Below are 17,131 nucleotides of genomic sequence, written 5' to 3' on the forward strand. Positions count from 1 at the left end.
CTTTTAAACCAATAGAAGAGATAGAAAGAGAGGAAAGATTCAATGATGAAAGCCGCTTTAATTCATAAATACGGACAAAAAGAATTAGCAATCGAGGAGGTGCCCTTACCCACCATTCATGACAATGATGTTTTGGTCAAAATTATCGCTGCCAGTATCAACCCGATTGATTTAAAAACAAAAGATGGTAAAGTAAAGATGCTTTTAAATTATCAAATGCCACTGATTTTAGGCAGTGATTTTGCTGGGATTGTTGTCTCTGTTGGAAAAAATGTTCAAAATTTTAGGCTGGGCGATGCAGTTTACGGACGAGTACCCAAAAATCGCGTGGGAACTTTTGCTGAATATATTGCAGTGGATCAAGCGGCTGTAGCTATGAAGCCGAAAAATTTAACGTTTGAAGAAGCTGCGGCCATTCCGTTAGTCGGTTTGACAAGTTATCAAGCGCTACATGATATTATGAATGTGCAGCCAGGCCAGAAAGTCCTGATTCAAGCAGGTTCAGGAGGGATTGGAACCATTGCGATTCAATTAGCAAAACTAGCGGGCGCTTACGTTGCCACCACCACGAGTAGTAAAAATAAAGAATGGGTTCAAGCGTTGGGAGCAGATGAAGTGATTGACTATCGGACACAAAATTTTGAAGAAGTTTTATCCGACTACGATTATGTGTTTGATACAATGGGGGGACAATCTTAGAAAAAGCTTTCTCAGTGGTTAAACCTCAGGGAAAAGTTGTTACATTGTCAGGCATTCCCAACGAACGTTTTGCTAAAGAGTATGGCTTGCCGCTTTGGAAACAATGGGCTTTTAAAATAGCTACCCGCAAGATTCATCGATTGGAGCAAGACACAGATGTTAGTTATCATTTTTTGTTTATGCGTCCAGATGGCGAGCAATTAGCTTTACTCACTGAGTTCATTGAACAGGGAAAATTACAGCCGATAATTGACCGAGTCGTTCCTTTTAGCCAAATTCAAGAAGCGGTGGATTATTCACTGACAGGACGAGCACAAGGGAAAATTGTTGTGAAAATCGCCGATGTTGATCACGACTAAGTAAAGGAGACTTGCAAGAAAAATAGGCCTGTTTTTCTTGCAAGTCTCAAAATTTACCATTTAAACGCCGCCTAACGAAAGTGATTTTAGGCGGGAAAAGATTTTTATAGAAAATCCTCATTTTTCCAGTTTCTATTTTGCAAATTCGTTATTTTTTGTTATTCTATTGATGACTGTGTATGCGCTTTCTTTTTAGGCGGATACACAAAAATGAATGGAGTGCAGAAAGGAATGGTGTTCAAAGTGGGGAACGATTTATCGACAGGAAGAGGAGAAAACAGAGAAACAATTGTCAGTTGGCTGGGTCTTTTGTTATTGGTTGGCTTGACGTTTATCTTATTTAGTCTGTTACATCAACCAATGGTCAGCCAAGCCAATGAGCCGACCCAAGAGAAACATTTTATGGTTTATTATCGGGCCTGGCGTGACAAAACGATGCAAGGGGTTAATACAACATTGCCAGATGAAAATTGGCTAACGATGCACGATATTCCTTATGGTATTGACATTGTGAATGTCTTTAGTTATGTGCCAAAAGGACAAGAAGCACTTGCACAGCCATTTTATGATACGTTAAAAAATGAGTATGCGCCAGCACTGCATGCACGAGGTGTTCGTTTAGTTCGTGGGATTGATTATAGCGAGCTATTAAAAGTTCCTTATGCAGGAACAACGCCTACAGAAGCAGAATTTGATGCTTATGCGAAAGAGTTGTTAACCAAATTTGTCGATGATTTAGGAATTGATGGGTTAGATATTGACATGGAAACTCGTCCAAGTGAAAAAGATATTGTTCTATCTAATGGGGGCATTCGTGCATTATCAAAATACATTGGACCGAAGTCGGGAACGGATCGCCCATTTTTGTATGATACCAATGCAGAATATTTACCACCTTTACAAGATGTCAGTGACTGTTTCGATTTTCTCGCGTATCAACAGTATGGCAGCGATGACCAACGCACGCAACGAGCATTAAATAATTTAAGTCCGGTTCTCAATGGGGAACGATTTGTTCCAGGATTAACTTTCCCAGAAGAGCAAGATCGCAACCGCTGGTATGACACAAAAGAGCCGTATATGGAAAGTAACATGTATAAAGTAGCTCGTTATTCTTATGAAAATAATTTAGGGGGCATGTTCCTCTATGCCTTAGATCGCGATGGTCGCACCTATAATGAAGACGATTTAAATCAGATAAAACCTTCTAATTTACTTTGGACAAAAACGGCCATTGCAGAGAGTAAAGGCGTTTCTCTTGCAGAGATGAAAGCGGCTGCGCAACACTATTTAAAACGAATTAGCTACGCCAACACAGACCTTGAAGCACAAAATAAAGCCGCAGAAGCAGTGACACAAGCAACAACGCTTTATGATGTGAATAAAGCTATTTTAGGTGGCGATTATGGCCAAGGGATTTCAAATACCTATGATGCTGAATTAGAAAAAGGCCTGTTAGCCATTGACTTAACCACTTTATATCGTACGTTGGATCAAGCAGTTACAGCCATTGAAAAGGCAGAAAACTATACACCAGAAACGATTCAAGCACTACAAACAACAAAAGAGACAGTCGCAACAGAACTTGCGGGAAAAACGTATACAGCCGCGCAAGTGACTACTTGGCAAACGGAGGTCCAAACAGCTTTGGATAATTTAAAAGAGAAACAAACACAACCTTTAAAAAGTGTCTTCTCCATTGATGCGGGAAGAAAATATTTTTCCGTGGAACAACTGGAAGAATTAGTGGCCAAAGCCAGTCAAAATGGGTACACAGATGTCCAATTAATTTTAGGAAATGATGGCTTACGGTTTATCTTGGATGATATGTCGGTCAATGTGAATGGTAAAAAATACAACCACAACCGGGTTTCAAAAGCAATCCAACGAGGCAACAACGCGTATTACAATGATCCTAATGGCAACGCGTTAACACAAAAAGAAATGGATCGTTTGTTGGCTTTTGCGAAAGCGCGCAACATCAACATCATTCCCGTGATTAACAGTCCAGGACATATGGATGCGTTGTTAGTGGCTATGGAAAAACTAGCGATTAAAAATCCCGCTTTTGATGGCTCAAAACGCACAGTAGATTTAGGAAACCAAAAGGCAGTGAATTTCACAAAGGCGATTATCAGTAAGTACGTGGCTTATTTTTCCGCGCATAGTGAAATTTTCAATTTTGGTGGCGATGAGTATGCAAATGATGTCGACACAGGCGGTTGGGCGAAACTGCAATCTTCTGGGCGCTACAAGGATTTTGTCGCTTATGCGAATGATTTATCTAAAATAATTAAAGATGCGGGCATGCAGCCAATGAGCTTCAATGATGGCATTTATTACAACAGCGACGATTCTTTCGGTACATTTGACCCAGAGATTATTATTTCTTATTGGACAGCCGGTTGGAGCGGATATGACGTAGCCAAACCTGAGTACTTTGTTCAAAAAGGACACAAAATTTTTAATACCAATGATGCGTGGTATTGGGTCGCTGGCAATGTTGATTCTGGCATTTATCAATATGACGATGCTTTAGCAAATATGTCGAAAAAAGCATTTACAGATGTGCCAGCAGGTAGCCCAAATCTTCCAATTATTGGAAGTATTCAATGTGTTTGGTATGATGACCCTCGTCGTGACTATGATTTTGAACGAATTTATACGCTAATGGATACGTTCTCGGAGAATTATCGTGAGTATATGGTGGTTAAATAAAACTAGTTAAAGCTAACGAGTTATCTATAAAGACTGGCACGAATCAAGCTTGATTCGTGCCAGTCTTCTTTAACGGAAGAAGATTTGTTTGAGTGCCAACAATCAATTTAGGAATGCCTTATTGAAATGTTCCTGTTCTTATTGTAGACTGAAAGAAGTGGTGGTGGAAAGCTATCACCATTAATAGAAAAGCAGAAAAATAAAAAGGATCTTGTTGGAAGTTTAACGCTTGAAAATGTAAGCGGAATCATTTTTGTTGGAATGCTAAAAAAGGGAGTAGAGTTATGAGTAATGAAAATATCGTCTTAGCAAGAAATACAGAGCGTGCACCAAAGCATCCTCTCGCAGCCCAAACAGTCGCATTTTCCCACTATAATCATTTGTCAGCACAGTTACCTATTGAGCCAACCTCTGGACAATTGGTAGAAGGTGGCATTCGGTCCCAAGCGACACAATGCTTGAAAAATATCCAAGCGGTTGTTGAAAGTATCAACCATGTGATGAGTGACATTGTCAGAATGACCATTTTTGTCAAAGATATGCGGGATGTTGCCGCAGTTGAGGAGGTCTATGCGGCCTTCTTTACCCATTATTATCCAGCTAAAACAGTGGTCGCCGTCGCAGATTTGCCGTTAGGCGCTTCTGTTCAAATGGAGGCACTTGTTTCAAATGGGGAAGGAACTATCCCTAATGCGCCTCAAGCTGGGGATTTAATTAAATTAACGAATCAGACGGTTCAGGCACCAATTGATGCTCTAGCCAGTCAAACGGTCGCGTTTTCTCACTATAACAATCTGTCTGCACAATTGCCTATAGATCCTCAAACGGGCAGAGTTGTGGTTGGCTGTGTTAAAACGCAAACAAAACAATGTTTGAAAAACATAAAAGCCATTTTAACCAGTATTGATGTGCCTTTTGATGATATTGTGAAGGTCAACATTTATTTAAAAGATTTATCTAAGTTGGAAGCTGTCAATCAAGTATATGCCGCTTTTTTCCCAGATTCAGGAATTGCGCGCACGGTCAATTATATGCCAGCACGAACAGTGATTACTGTTGCTGATTTACCAATGGACGCGGCGGTGCAAGTAGAAGCGGTGGTTTCTCATGGAGATGGTACACCACCACAAGCGATTGAAGATCGACATGGATTAATTATTGAAGCAAATAATACAGATCACGCACCGAAGTGTCCATTTTCGACACAAACTGTTGCTTTTTCTCATTACAACCATCTATCAGCTCAGCTAACATTGGACCCTAAAACAAATGCGTTAGTCGCTGGCGGAATCAAGGAACAAACGACGCAATGTTTAGAAAACATCAAAGCGATTATTGAAAGCGTGGATCACAGCTTAGCTGATCTGGTGAAAGTGAATATTTTTGTGAAAGAGATTGAAGAGCTGGCGGCAGTAGATGACGTCTACCAAACGTACTTCCCTGAAGGCACGCCTGCCAGAAGAGTGATTGGTGTGACGGATTTACCAAAAGGTGCCCAGATTCAAATCGAAGCGATTGCTGGGAACGCAGAAGGTACGCCACCAATTGGTTAAACAGTAGAAGAAACAAACGTCAGCTGGCTTCTGAAGCCAGCTGACGTTTTTAGTATTTAGATAAATCAGTAAAGTAAGCTAGTTGCCATTTTTGTGTTTTTTTCGCGGTTTGATTAAGGTTTTGGCACCAAGAAGGATAAAAACGGGCTGCCATTTTGCCTTTTTGTTGGTGCGTTTTGAGAATTTTTTGTTGGATTAAACATTCTTTCGGCAGAAGAAAGAGACCTTGCTTTTCTTGATCAGAAATGACAATTGCTAACATTTCAGGGGCTTCCGTTGCATCAAAGGCTTCGTTCTGATTTTGTTGATTTTTTTCCCAAAAGGCTACAAAATAGCCTTCTTTTTTCGGCGTTTTTTTGGCTAAGCGACTGCGTATAAGTTGTTGCGATTCATTAACTTGGCATAAAAAGCCTTCATATTCGGCATTTTGTTGTTCTTCGGAAAGCAGCGTGATCGCGCCCACTGCTTTTTCAAGTATCGGTAATGAATTCATCATCTTCCTCCAAATTAAATAGAATAGTTGCGAGAAACAAAGGGGACTTCTTCACCATTTTCGAGCTGATTTAGATACAAAGCTAACATGAAAAAGTAACCTGAGAGTAAGTTGACTACATCATACAGCTGCGGATCAATTTTTTTACCACCATAGTCCATGCGATAAAGTAAACGAACAATATCTTTGGCTTTGGCTCTTAAAATGTGTGCATAAGAGGAACAGATTGTGCCCATCGGTAAAACAAAAGGACGATTTTCTTCGTATGTCAGTTCATTCATAGTATTGACACGTTCCAAAAGCCAAGCTATTTCTTCCTCTGTGACTGTTAATTTTGTTCGGGTCGTTGGATTGACATGGTAGATTAACTCGCAAATTTTAGCTAGTTCTTCTGTTAGTGCAGGCTGTTCAGGGACGTCTAATTGTTGCACATATCCTCGTAGAAGACCTGTCATCGAGGCTAATTCATCAGTCATTAATTCAAAATCACATCGTAAATCTTCTGGTTTAGAAGATAGATACGGGTACGCTTCATACGGACTGCGGTACATTTTTTCCATTCAATTTCCCTACTTTCTAAAAATAAAAAGCGCTCAAAAAGAATGCACGAAAGCCAATCTTTTTGAGCGCCGTTGCTCGACTGTTTACAGTACACCATTGTACTTGCTAAGGTAATCATAGCCAAGAGTGAAGGGAGAGTCAAGGGGGAATCAAAGTTGGAGAAAGAAAATGAAGCTAAGAATTACCAGAAGTAAACCAATCAATAAACTGACAAAACCAGAGATTTGACCCAATCGTTGTTGGGTAGAAGAAGGTTGATCGGTAACAGTAAGCAAACTTGAGAAAAAGTTCATTTTTTTCACGAGTATTAAATACGCAACAATAAGCAAAAGAATACCCGAAAAAAGGTACGAAAGGGGCTCAGAAATAAATTTTTGGGCACGAAGTAAAAAAATTCCTATGAAGAGGACAACAAAACCATACTTAAGAAAAGTTGCTTTTGACATGTTGAAATCGCTTCCTTTTAATTGATGAATTTTATTAATAGCCACTATTCTTATGATTAAATTATAGGACTTTGAGGGCGGTGGAGCAAAGGAAAAACGGAGAATGGTGGGAGGAAAGTGTGATAACACAAAAGAAAACCCGCTAGAAACACCTATAAAATAGGTTTTCTAGCGGGTTGATTGTTATTCCCACTCCACAGTTGCAGGTGGTTTTGAAGTAATATCGTACACGATACGGTTTACATGTGCAACTTCGTTCACGATGCGCACAGAGATTTTTTGTAAAACATCCCAAGGGATACGAGCAAAGTCAGCGGTCATGCCGTCGATAGAAGTCACAGCACGGATACCGACTGTGTAATCGTAGGTACGGCCGTCACCCATAACGCCTACTGAGCGGATGCCAGGTAAGACAGTAAAGTACTGCCAAATGTCACGATCTAAGCCAGCTGCTGCGATTTCTTCACGTAGGATAGCATCTGAATCACGAACAATTTGTAATTTATCTTCTGTAATTTCACCAAGCACACGAATACCTAATCCTGGTCCTGGGAATGGTTGGCGCCAAACGATTGCATCAGGCATGCCAAGTTCAGTTCCTAAGGCACGAACTTCGTCTTTGAATAATGTATTTAAAGGTTCAATTAATTCAAATTGCATGTCTTCAGGAAGACCACCAACGTTGTGATGTGATTTAATTGTTTGCGCAGTTTCTGTACCAGATTCGATGACGTCTGTGTAAAGAGTTCCTTGTGCTAGGAATGAAACGCCTTCTTCCCCAGCAAGTTTAGTTGCTTCGTCATCAAAAACATACACAAATTCGTTACCGATGATTTTACGTTTTTGTTCAGGGTCAGAAACGCCTGCTAATTTACTTAAGAAGCGTTCTTTCGCATCTACTTTAATAATGTTTAAGCCAAATTTACCGCCTAAACTTTCCATTACTTGTTCTGCTTCACCTTTACGTAATAATCCATGGTCAACGAAGATACAAGTTAATTGGTCGCCAATGGCTTTTTGTAAAAGCACGCCGACAACACTTGAGTCAACGCCACCTGATAAACCAAGTAAGACTTTTTTATCGCCTACTTGTTCACGGATTTTAGCGACTTCCATATCGATGAAGTTTTCCATGCTCCAGTCACCAGTACAGCCACACACATCAAAAGCAAAGTGACGTAATAAGTCGTTACCATATTCTGAATGACGAACTTCTGGGTGAAATTGTACGCCGTAGAAGTTGCGGTTGGCATCTTCGATAGAAGCGATTGGACAGTCGTTGCTTGTCCCAACTTTTTCGAATCCAGGAGCGATTTCTGTTACTAAATCACCGTGGCTCATCCAAACGGTTTGTTTCGCAGGTGTTCCTTGGAATAATGTCGCATCACCAAGGATTTCTAATTCTGCTTTTCCGTATTCACGGTTTGCAGCAGGTTCTACTTTTCCGCCTAAGTTATGAGTCATTAATTGCATACCGTAGCAGATGCCAAGAATGGGAATTCCTAACTCATAAATTTCTGGATCAATGCTAAAAGCATCTTTGTCATACACGCTGTTTGGTCCACCTGAGAAGATGATTCCTTTAGGCGCGATTTTGCGAATTTCTTCTGCCGTAGTTCGGTGGCTTAATAACTCAGAGAATACGCCAAATTCACGAATACGACGAGTAATCAATTGGTTAAACTGACTACCAAAGTCTAAAACAATAATTTTTTCGACAGATGTCAAATCGGCAACGTTAGTCACGTCTATTACCCCTTATCCATTTAAATTTATCTAAAGAAAAGGCGGTTAAAAAGTGGTCAGCACCAAGAATTAAGAGAGGATTTTCAAAAATTGTTTTACGATTTTTAGAAAATTTTGGCTTAATTCCGCAGGGCTACTTTTAAACAGCCGAAAATCAGGCGGTTAAAAAGTGGTTCACTTTTGTTCCGTACTCTTCTTTGTCTAGCTATACTTATTAAAACATTTTACTCCTTGAAAGTCATGCATTCTGCTGAAAATTTTCAAGGATATTTCTACAAAAGATACAGGATATTTCTTAGCTCGTCAACCCTTAATATTTACGTAGATAGATTTGGTCAATCAAATGATTTTCCGTTTTATGCAAAATAATGTCCGCACGTCCGCGCGTTGGCAAGATATATTCCTCCAAGTTCGGCAAGTTCACGGTTTTCCAAACATTCCGTGCCATGGCGAAAGCATCTTCTCGTTTGCCAATTGCATATTGGTAATAATAATTATTAGGATCTAAGAAAGCCGTATCTAATAAGGCCCCAAAACGTTCTAGGTACCATTTTTCAATTAAGGCTGGATCGGCATCCACAAAAATAGAAAAATCAAAAAAATCACTCACATAAATTTGTTGATTGGCGGGCAACTGTAATGTGTTAATGCCTTCAACAATCAAAATATCTGGTTGTTGAATCAACTCATATTCGCCTTCGATAACATCGTAGACACTGTGAGAATAGACGGGTGCTTTAATTTCGTCTTTGCCGCTTTTGACTTCGTTTAAGAAATTAATTAGCTTTTCCATGTCATAACTTTCAGGAAACCCTTTTCGGTCCATCATTCCCTGTTCTTCTAACACTTTATTGGGATACAAAAATCCATCCGTTGTAATGAGTTGAACGTTTCTTCGTTTAAACGTTCGGGCCAGAATTCTTTGCAAAAGACGAGCGGTGGTGCTTTTACCAACGGCGACACTGCCGGCAATTCCAATGATGAATGGTGGTACAGAGACATATTCATGTAGGAATAATCCTTTGCTAAGTGTTAGCGATTCAAATTCTTTCATGTACAAATGAATAAGATGCGTTAAGGGTACATAAATTTCTTGTACATCTTTTAGTGAAATTTGGTCGTTCACACTTTTAATGTTATCCAATTCTGCTTCGGTTAACGGTGCTTTGCCGTCATGATAAAACCCATGCCATTCTTCTCTGGAAATTGGGTAGTAATTCATTTTATCGTCCATTGTTCCTCCACCAAACCCTGTTCAATCTTTGTACATTTTACCATAATTTCACAAGGGAAACACAGGATTTTACAAAAGAATTCCCTTCTTCGCCAATTTATGATGAAAATGGTATCATGAAAAGAGAAAACTGTTAGAAAAGAGGGGAAAAGCCATGAGAAAAATTGTATTATTTGGTGATAGCATTACTGCTGGTTATTTAGACGAAGCCGTCTCACCTGTTCTTGTTGACTTAGTGAAACGGGATATTGCTGCGATGGGTCTAGAAGAAGTGGCTGTTATTAATGCTGGAATGCCTGGCGATACAACAGAGGATGGTTTAAAACGATTAAATAAAGAAGTACTAATTGAGAAACCTGATGAAGTGGTGATTTTCTTTGGCGCCAATGATGCGTCACTGGATCGAAATATAACAGTAGCCACGTTTAGAGAAAACCTTGAAACAATGATTCACGAAATTGGTTCAGAAAAGGTGATTTTAATTACACCACCATATGCGGATAGTGGCAGACGTCCAGAACGTCCACAAACGCGTATCAAGGAATTGGTCAAGGTTGCACAAGAAGTCGGAGCGGCACATAACTTGCCAGTTATTGATTTGTATAAAGCGATGACTGTTTATCCTGGAACGGATGAATTTTTACAAGCAGATGGTTTGCATTTTTCACAAGTAGGCTATGAATTATTAGGTGCCTTGATTGTTCGAGAAATAAAGGGTAGACTAAAACCAAAACAAGCATAGATAGGAAGAACAAAATGGCGAATCATTATTATACAGAAAATCCAGAATTAGCACATGATTTAGAAAGCTGGTCTTTTCCATTACGTGGTCGGACCTTTCAGTTTACGACCGATAGCGGGGTCTTCTCAAGAGGAACAGTGGATTATGGTTCTCGTGTGTTGATTGATGCCTTTGAATGGGAAAATTTACCAGCAGGCCGTTTGTTAGATGTTGGTTGTGGCTATGGACCAATTGGGTTGTCCTTAGCAGCGGCGACTGGTCGACTGGTGGAAATGGTGGATGTCAACCAACGGGCAGTTGGGCTAGCTCAAATGAACGCCCAACGCAACCAAATTACTACTGTGGATATCCATTCTTCCAATGTGTATGAAACCTTAAACGAAACGACCTACGCGGCGATTGTTAGCAATCCGCCCATTCGTGCAGGCAAAAAAGTTGTCCATGGCATTTTAACAGGGGCTTTTCCGTTGTTGAAAGTTGGTGGCACACTAACGGTGGTTATTCAAAAGAAACAAGGTGCACCTAGTGCAGAAAAGAAAATGGCTGAAGTATTTGGCAATGTTGAAATTGTGACAAAAGACAAAGGCTATTATATTTTACGAAGTGTTAAAGAAGCAGAGTAAAAAAGAACCGCCACTTTAGTGGCGGTTCTTTTTTAGAATAGATACGCTTGATCAATTTTTTGGTTCAACAGTTTTTTTTCGTCTGGCGATAAAAAAGCACCTGCAAGCGCATTTTTAGTGAGTTGCTTCATTTCGTCATAACTTAATTGATACCAAGTGGCCAATTTCATGAATTCTTTCGTTAACGTAGTATCTGAAACAGTGCGATTATCGGTATTGATGCAGACGGCTAAGCCAGCCTCTATAAATTGTTGAAAAGGGTATTCAGCCAATGTTTTGACGGTGCCTGTTTGGAAGTTGCTAGTTGGACACATTTCTAAAAGAACCTTTTTTTCTTTTAAGAGCGCCAAGTATTCGGGTGTATCTTTCAAAGCAATACCGTGGCCAATCCGAGTAGCACCTAAAGTGACAGCATCAGCGACATTTTTGCCACAGCCGCATTCCCCAGCGTGGAGTGTTAATGGAATTGACAATTGGTTGGCTAAAGCTAATACGTCTTCAAATGTGTATGGAGGGAAATCGACTTCATTGCCAGCTAAATCAAAGCCGACAACGCCTGTCTCTCTGAAATCATGCGCTAAGTGAACGATTTTTTCTATGGCTTGTTGTTGATCATGCCGCATGCCGCATAACAGTGCATTGCTTTTTACACCAAAATCTTCTTCGCCTTGTTTTAAGCCAGTTAAAACAGCAGTCACGATTTCAGGTAACCGTAAGCCTTTTTCTGTATGTTGGGAAGGCGCAAAACGCACCTCTATGTATGCCACGCCATCTTCGGCAGCTTGGCTAATCACGTCATACGCCGCTGCTTGCAAAGCCTCAGCTGTTTGTAGACAGGTGAGCACGAAGTCAAACCGAGTTAAATAATCATTCAAATCGGTGCATTTTTCAGGGGCAACCACTAACTCTTTCAAGGCTTGTTCGTCTTGGGGTAATGGAATGTTTTGTTTTTCAGCAATGGTGCGTAAAGTGGTTGGTCAAATCGACCCATCTAAGTGACAGTGCAGCTCGATTTTTGGTAATTGACGGACACGGGATTCTTCCATGAAAAAAATAGCCTCCATTTTCTTTTGTTTTTTAATCTTTTTAGTCTATTTCTTTTGTCTTTTTTTTGTTAAAATGTAAAAGATTCGATAAGTATTTTGAAGACTGTAACATGTCTACAAATGTCTGTCAATGCAAAAGGAGACGTTGGGAGGGGCGCGATGAAACTAACGATTAAAGAAATTGCTGATATGGCTGGTGTTTCTGTCACAACCGTCTCACAAATTCTGAATAATAAAGGGAGTCGTTTCAGTGAAAAAACCCGTAACAAGGTGTTGGCGGTAGTCGCTGAAAATCATTACAAGCCAGATTACTTTGCTTCGAATGTAATCAACCGTCATTCCAAAACCATTGGTATGATTGTGCCAGATGTGACGGATTTCTTTTTCTCAAAAGTGATTGAAGGTGTGGAAACATATTTAAATTCGTTAGGCTACATGATTTTGTTATGCAATTCAAAGCATGATTCCGAACAAGCGATGCAATATGTTAGCGAGCTGATTCATCGGTCGGTAGATGGCATTATTTTTGCCACGCCGAATGTTTTGCCAGAAAATCATATTTTAAAAGACCGACGAGAACATCCGATTCCTGTCATTCTTGTCGATCGTGGGATTAATCCACGAGATAGTGGACGATTAATCGTTAAAGAGTACGAAGGTGCTTATCAAGCGGTCCATCATTTGATTCAACAAGGGCATCAGCATATTGGCATGTTGCGTGAAAGTGCCGGCTATTATCGTTTAACGGAACGAGTGACGGCGTATCAGCATTCGTTACAGGACAACAATTTACCTTTTCGTCCGCATTATGTTTGTGCTGGGGAATTGAACTTGCATGGCGGCTATGCTGCGGCAAAAGAAGTTTTGAAAAATGAAGAAATCACAGCAATTTTTTGTGGCAATGATGAAATGGCGATGGGAGCTTATCAAGCCATTGAAGAAGCGGGCAAGAAAATTCCTGACGATATTTCGGTGGTTGGTTTTGATGGCTTGGAAATTTCCGAATATTTGGTGCCGAGTTTAACAACCGTCTATCAGCCGAGTTTTGATATTGGCTATTATGCAGCAAAATTTTTGGTGGAAGCTATTGCAGATCCAACAGGGAAAGTTCCGAATAAAGTTTTCGATGCGACGTTTATTGCTAGAAAAAGCACAAAACCGATTTAAAAAACAGCTTAGAAATATAATGTTCGTGTTGTTTGCGTTTTCAAAAGAAAAAATAATAGTAAACTGGTTTACTAAATGGTTTAAAGCTGAACGATTTTGTTGTATAATACATTATCGGGAAATCGGAGGGAACGAATTCATGAGAATGGTAGACATTATTGAAAAGAAACGTGACGGGCATCAACTAACAAGCGAAGAAATTCAATTTATTATCAACGGATACACAGATGGTTCAATTCCAGATTATCAGGTAAGTGCCTTTTTAATGGCTGTTTTTTACCAAGATATGACAGACGAAGAAATTACACAAATGACGTTAGCAATGGTCCATTCAGGCGAAATTGTGGATCTTTCTTCTATAGAAGGAATCAAAGTCGACAAGCATTCTACAGGTGGCGTAGGCGACACTACAACGCTTATTTTAGCGCCATTAGTTGCTAGTGTCGGGGTCAATGTAGCAAAAATGTCTGGTCGTGGCTTAGGCTACACGGGCGGTACGTTGGATAAATTAGAAGCGATTCCTGGTTTTAAAGTTGAATTGACAGAAGAACGTTTTATTCAATTGGTTAACGATACAAAAGTGGCAGTAATTGGTCAGTCAGGTGATCTAGCACCAGCAGACAAAAAACTTTATGCGTTACGTGATGTGACCGCCACTGTTGACTCAATTCCATTAATTGCAAGTTCCATTATGAGTAAAAAAATTGCCGCAGGGGCAGATGCGATTGTCTTAGACGTGACTACTGGTGAAGGGGCCTTTATGAAAGACCTAGCAAGTGCTCGTCGATTAGCGGAAACAATGGTTCGCATTGGGAAACTGGCAAATCGCCAAACGATGGCAGTGATTTCAGACATGTCACAACCTTTAGGGGAGGCCATCGGAAACAGTTTAGAAATCGTTGAAGCAATCGAGACCTTGCAAGGAAATGGACCAGAAGATTTAGTGGAGATGTGCTATGTCTTAGGAAGTCAGATGGTCGTTTTAGCTAAAAAAGCCGATACGTTAGACGAAGCAAGGGCTTTATTAGAAGAAGCATTAACAAGCGGTCGAGCACTCGCAAAATTTAAAGAAATGATTGAAAATCAAGGCGGCGACAGTTCCGTTGTTGACCAGCCAGAAAAATTATTAACCGCAACTTATCAATTTGATTTACCTGCCAAAGAAACAGGCGTGGTACAAAAAATCGTTGCCAATGAAATTGGTGTTGCCGCAATGTTGCTGGGCGCTGGTCGTGCTACGAAAGAAGATACGATTGATTTTGCAGTTGGCTTGAAACTTCACAAAAAAGTAGGGAGCCCAGTTGAAAAAGGCGAATCATTACTAACTATTTATGCCAATCGTGAAGACGTGACAGAAGTCGAACAATTGCTTTATAAAAACATTGAAATTGGACCAACCGGCGAAGAGCCTATTTTGATTCACGATATTATTACGGAATAAAACAATAAGAAAAGAGGAATTCTCATCATGGAATTAAACCGCATGATTGACCACACTATTTTGAAACCAGAAGCGACAGAAGCTGCTGTCCAAAAAATTATTGACGAAGCTAAGGAGTACAACTTTTTCTCTGTATGTATCAATCCTTGTTGGGTCGCTTTTGCTAGCGAGCAATTAGCAGATACCGACGTCGCTGTGTGTACCGTTATTGGCTTTCCTTTGGGGGCAAATACACCAGAAGTTAAAGCATATGAAGCCGCTGATGCGATTAAAAATGGTGCGAATGAAGTGGATATGGTGATTAATATTGGTGCATTAAAATCACAACAATACGATCACGTACGTCAAGACATTCAAGGCGTAGTAGATGCAGCCAAAGGAAAAGCGTTAGTCAAAGTGATTATTGAAACAGCATTATTAACAGACGAAGAAAAAGTTAAAGCTTGTGAATTAGCCAAAGAAGCAGGTGCCGATTTCGTTAAAACATCTACTGGCTTCTCAACAGGAGGCGCTAAAGTAGCAGACGTTCGTTTAATGCGTGAGACAGTTGGTCCTGACATGGGCGTTAAGGCTTCCGGTGGCGTGCATAATGCAGAAGAAGCGTTAGCAATGATTGAAGCGGGGGCAACACGCATCGGTGCAAGTACGGGTGTAGCAATTGTTTCTGGCGTAACTGGCGAAGGGTATTAATTCGTATTTCAAATTAAACGAAGGTGTGGCGAAAAAGATGACAGTAAAACAAGAATGGCTTGATTGTGCCGTAGAAGCATTGGCACACGCCTATGTACCGTATTCTAACTTTCCTGTGGGCGCTTGCTTAGTGACTACAGACGGGAAAATGTATCAAGGAGTCAACATTGAAAATGCCTCCTTTGGTTTAACAAATTGTGCAGAAAGAACGGCGGTTTTTAAAGCCATTTCAGAAGATGAACGGACCTTCCAACATTTAGTTGTAGCAGGTAATACAGAGGCACCCATTTCTCCATGTGGCGCTTGTCGTCAAGTAATGGCTGAATTCTTTGATCCACAAATGCCGGTCACGCTAGTTGGTAAAGATGGCGCGACTAAAACAATGACAGTTGAGGCATTATTGCCCTATTCATTTACAGATAAAGATTTTTAAAAAAGGACATAAGGTTTCGTTGGGCTCAAAGTAGATTTCAATAGCATAAATGCGAATGAAATAATAGATAAAATAGTAGGGGGCTTTTCGGAAAGTGAAACAAGTAAAATTTTTAGGTCTAGGATTGGCAGCAGTTGCCTTAACCATTGGGTTAGCTGCATGTGGCGGCAATAGCAAAAAGAACGCCAACACAAAAGGTGATCCACAACATAGTGTCGTAATGGTCACAGATACAGCCGGCATTGATGACAAATCTTTTAATCAATCTGCGTGGGAAGGAATGCAAGAGTGGGGCAAAGAGCACAAACTTCCAGAAGGACCTCAAGGGTATGCGTATATTCAATCAAATGAAGCATCTGATTATACATCAAACATTGACCAAGCCATTTCAAGTCAATTTAAAATGATTTTTGGCATTGGGTATTTACTAAAAAATGCAGTAGTAGATGCAGCGGACGCCAACCCAGAAACGAATTTCGTTCTAATCGACGATACAGTTAATGGGAAAAACAACGTCGCTTCTGCAACATTTAGAGATAATGAATCTGCGTATTTAGCAGGTGTGGCAGCAGCTAACACTACGAAAACCAACAAAGTAGGATTTATCGGCGGGGTTGAAGGACCTGTTATTGGCCGTTTCCAAGCTGGTTTTGAAAAAGGTGTAGCAGATGCTGGCAAAAAATTAGGAAAAGATATTCAAATTACGTCTACTTATGCAGGGACATTTGCAGACGCTTCAAAAGGACGGGCCTTAGCTTCTTCTATGTATCAAGCAGGTGCCGACATTATTTATCACGCAGCGGCGACTACAGGACAAGGAATCTTCCAAGAAGCCAAAGCGCTAAATGAAACAGGTTCAAAAGATAAAGTTTGGGTGATTGGTGTTGACCGTGACCAAAACGAAGACGGTAAATATACAACCAAAGATGGCAAGGATGATAACTTAACGTTAGCTTCAACCATTAAAGGGGTAAATATTGCTGTGAAAAAAATCTCTGATCTTGCATTAGAAGATAAATTCCCTGGCGGCGAACATTTAACTTATGGATTGAAAGATGGCGGTGTTGATTTAACAACAGAAGCCCTAAGCGATCAAGCCAAAACGGCAGTTAAAGAAGCCAAAGAACAAATCATCTCTGGTGACGTAAAAGTCCCAGACCAACCTTAGAAACAACTTAGT

General features: G+C 40.3%; 14 protein-coding genes and 2 pseudogenes. 10 read left to right on the plus strand and 6 right to left on the minus strand.

Annotated features, from left to right (window positions below):
* Positions 1 to 42 precede the first annotated feature (42 nt).
* The 3 genes and pseudogenes from IGJ63_RS00480 (at position 43) to IGJ63_RS00490 (ending at position 5,329) form a co-directional block, all read left to right on the plus strand.
* A pseudogene (locus IGJ63_RS00480) lies at positions 43 to 1,058 on the plus strand (NADP-dependent oxidoreductase).
* 210 nt (positions 1,059 to 1,268) lie between these two features.
* A complete protein-coding gene (locus IGJ63_RS00485; protein WP_101731889.1) occupies positions 1,269 to 3,776 on the plus strand; it encodes an EndoS/ChiA family endoglycosidase in 2,508 nt (835 codons plus the stop codon).
* 284 nt (positions 3,777 to 4,060) lie between these two features.
* A complete protein-coding gene (locus IGJ63_RS00490) occupies positions 4,061 to 5,329 on the plus strand; it encodes a RidA family protein (RefSeq protein ID WP_101731888.1) in 1,269 nt (422 codons plus the stop codon).
* A 49-nt stretch (positions 5,330 to 5,378) separates the two neighbouring features.
* On the opposite strand, the gene IGJ63_RS00495 is transcribed toward IGJ63_RS00490, so the two are convergent.
* The 5 genes from IGJ63_RS00495 to coaA form a co-directional block, all read right to left on the minus strand.
* Complete coding sequence (locus IGJ63_RS00495) at positions 5,379 to 5,822, minus strand: MepB family protein (protein WP_010816961.1); 444 nt, start codon at positions 5,820 to 5,822, stop codon at positions 5,379 to 5,381.
* 14 nt (positions 5,823 to 5,836) lie between these two features.
* Positions 5,837 to 6,382 (minus strand): ATP:cob(I)alamin adenosyltransferase, encoded by a 546-nt coding sequence (locus tag IGJ63_RS00500; protein WP_002383833.1) that lies wholly within the window; start codon positions 6,380 to 6,382, stop codon positions 5,837 to 5,839.
* Between the two features lie 150 nt (positions 6,383 to 6,532).
* On the minus strand, positions 6,533 to 6,874 hold the full coding sequence (locus IGJ63_RS00505) for a hypothetical protein (RefSeq protein ID WP_002383834.1): 342 nt from the start codon (positions 6,872 to 6,874) through the stop codon (positions 6,533 to 6,535).
* 138 nt (positions 6,875 to 7,012) lie between these two features.
* Positions 7,013 to 8,575, minus strand: coding sequence for a glutamine-hydrolyzing GMP synthase (gene guaA / locus IGJ63_RS00510; protein WP_101731887.1), 1,563 nt, complete (start codon positions 8,573 to 8,575; stop codon positions 7,013 to 7,015).
* A gap of 310 nt (positions 8,576 to 8,885) precedes the next feature.
* Positions 8,886 to 9,809 carry a type I pantothenate kinase gene (gene coaA / locus IGJ63_RS00515; RefSeq protein ID WP_002361524.1) on the minus strand — a complete coding sequence of 308 codons (924 nt, stop codon included), beginning with the start codon at positions 9,807 to 9,809 and terminating at the stop codon, positions 8,886 to 8,888.
* Positions 9,810 to 9,963: 154 nt separating this feature from the next.
* Here coaA and IGJ63_RS00520 point away from each other — a divergent pair, with 154 nt between their 5' ends.
* Together IGJ63_RS00520 and IGJ63_RS00525 are read left to right on the plus strand one after the other, a co-directional pair.
* The gene (locus tag IGJ63_RS00520; protein WP_002356161.1) at positions 9,964 to 10,551 is read left to right on the plus strand and encodes an SGNH/GDSL hydrolase family protein; all 588 of its coding nucleotides are present in this window, start codon (positions 9,964 to 9,966) and stop codon (positions 10,549 to 10,551) included.
* 14 nt (positions 10,552 to 10,565) lie between these two features.
* Positions 10,566 to 11,174, plus strand: a complete 609-nt coding sequence (locus IGJ63_RS00525; protein WP_002356162.1) for a class I SAM-dependent methyltransferase — start codon at positions 10,566 to 10,568, stop codon at positions 11,172 to 11,174.
* A gap of 32 nt (positions 11,175 to 11,206) precedes the next feature.
* On the opposite strand, the pseudogene add reads toward IGJ63_RS00525, so the two are convergent.
* Positions 11,207 to 12,238, minus strand: a pseudogene (gene add, locus IGJ63_RS00530) (adenosine deaminase).
* Between the two features lie 141 nt (positions 12,239 to 12,379).
* Between add and IGJ63_RS00535 the strand changes: the two are divergent.
* From IGJ63_RS00535 to IGJ63_RS00555, 5 genes are all read left to right on the plus strand, one after another.
* Positions 12,380 to 13,387: a substrate-binding domain-containing protein gene (locus tag IGJ63_RS00535; RefSeq protein WP_101731886.1), complete on the plus strand. Its 1,008-nt coding sequence runs from the start codon at positions 12,380 to 12,382 to the stop codon at positions 13,385 to 13,387.
* A gap of 139 nt (positions 13,388 to 13,526) precedes the next feature.
* Complete coding sequence (locus IGJ63_RS00540; protein WP_010816250.1) at positions 13,527 to 14,828, plus strand: pyrimidine-nucleoside phosphorylase; 1,302 nt, start codon at positions 13,527 to 13,529, stop codon at positions 14,826 to 14,828.
* 27 nt (positions 14,829 to 14,855) lie between these two features.
* Positions 14,856 to 15,518 carry a deoxyribose-phosphate aldolase gene (gene deoC / locus IGJ63_RS00545; RefSeq protein ID WP_002419408.1) on the plus strand — a complete coding sequence of 221 codons (663 nt, stop codon included), beginning with the start codon at positions 14,856 to 14,858 and terminating at the stop codon, positions 15,516 to 15,518.
* A gap of 37 nt (positions 15,519 to 15,555) precedes the next feature.
* A complete protein-coding gene (locus IGJ63_RS00550; RefSeq protein ID WP_438745788.1) occupies positions 15,556 to 15,951 on the plus strand; it encodes a cytidine deaminase in 396 nt (131 codons plus the stop codon).
* A gap of 94 nt (positions 15,952 to 16,045) precedes the next feature.
* Positions 16,046 to 17,119 carry a BMP family lipoprotein gene (locus IGJ63_RS00555; RefSeq protein WP_101731884.1) on the plus strand — a complete coding sequence of 358 codons (1,074 nt, stop codon included), beginning with the start codon at positions 16,046 to 16,048 and terminating at the stop codon, positions 17,117 to 17,119.
* Positions 17,120 to 17,131 lie beyond the last annotated feature (12 nt).

The organism is Enterococcus sp. DIV1375a, assembly GCF_051712205.1.
GTDB classification, from domain to species: domain Bacteria; phylum Bacillota; class Bacilli; order Lactobacillales; family Enterococcaceae; genus Enterococcus; species Enterococcus faecalis.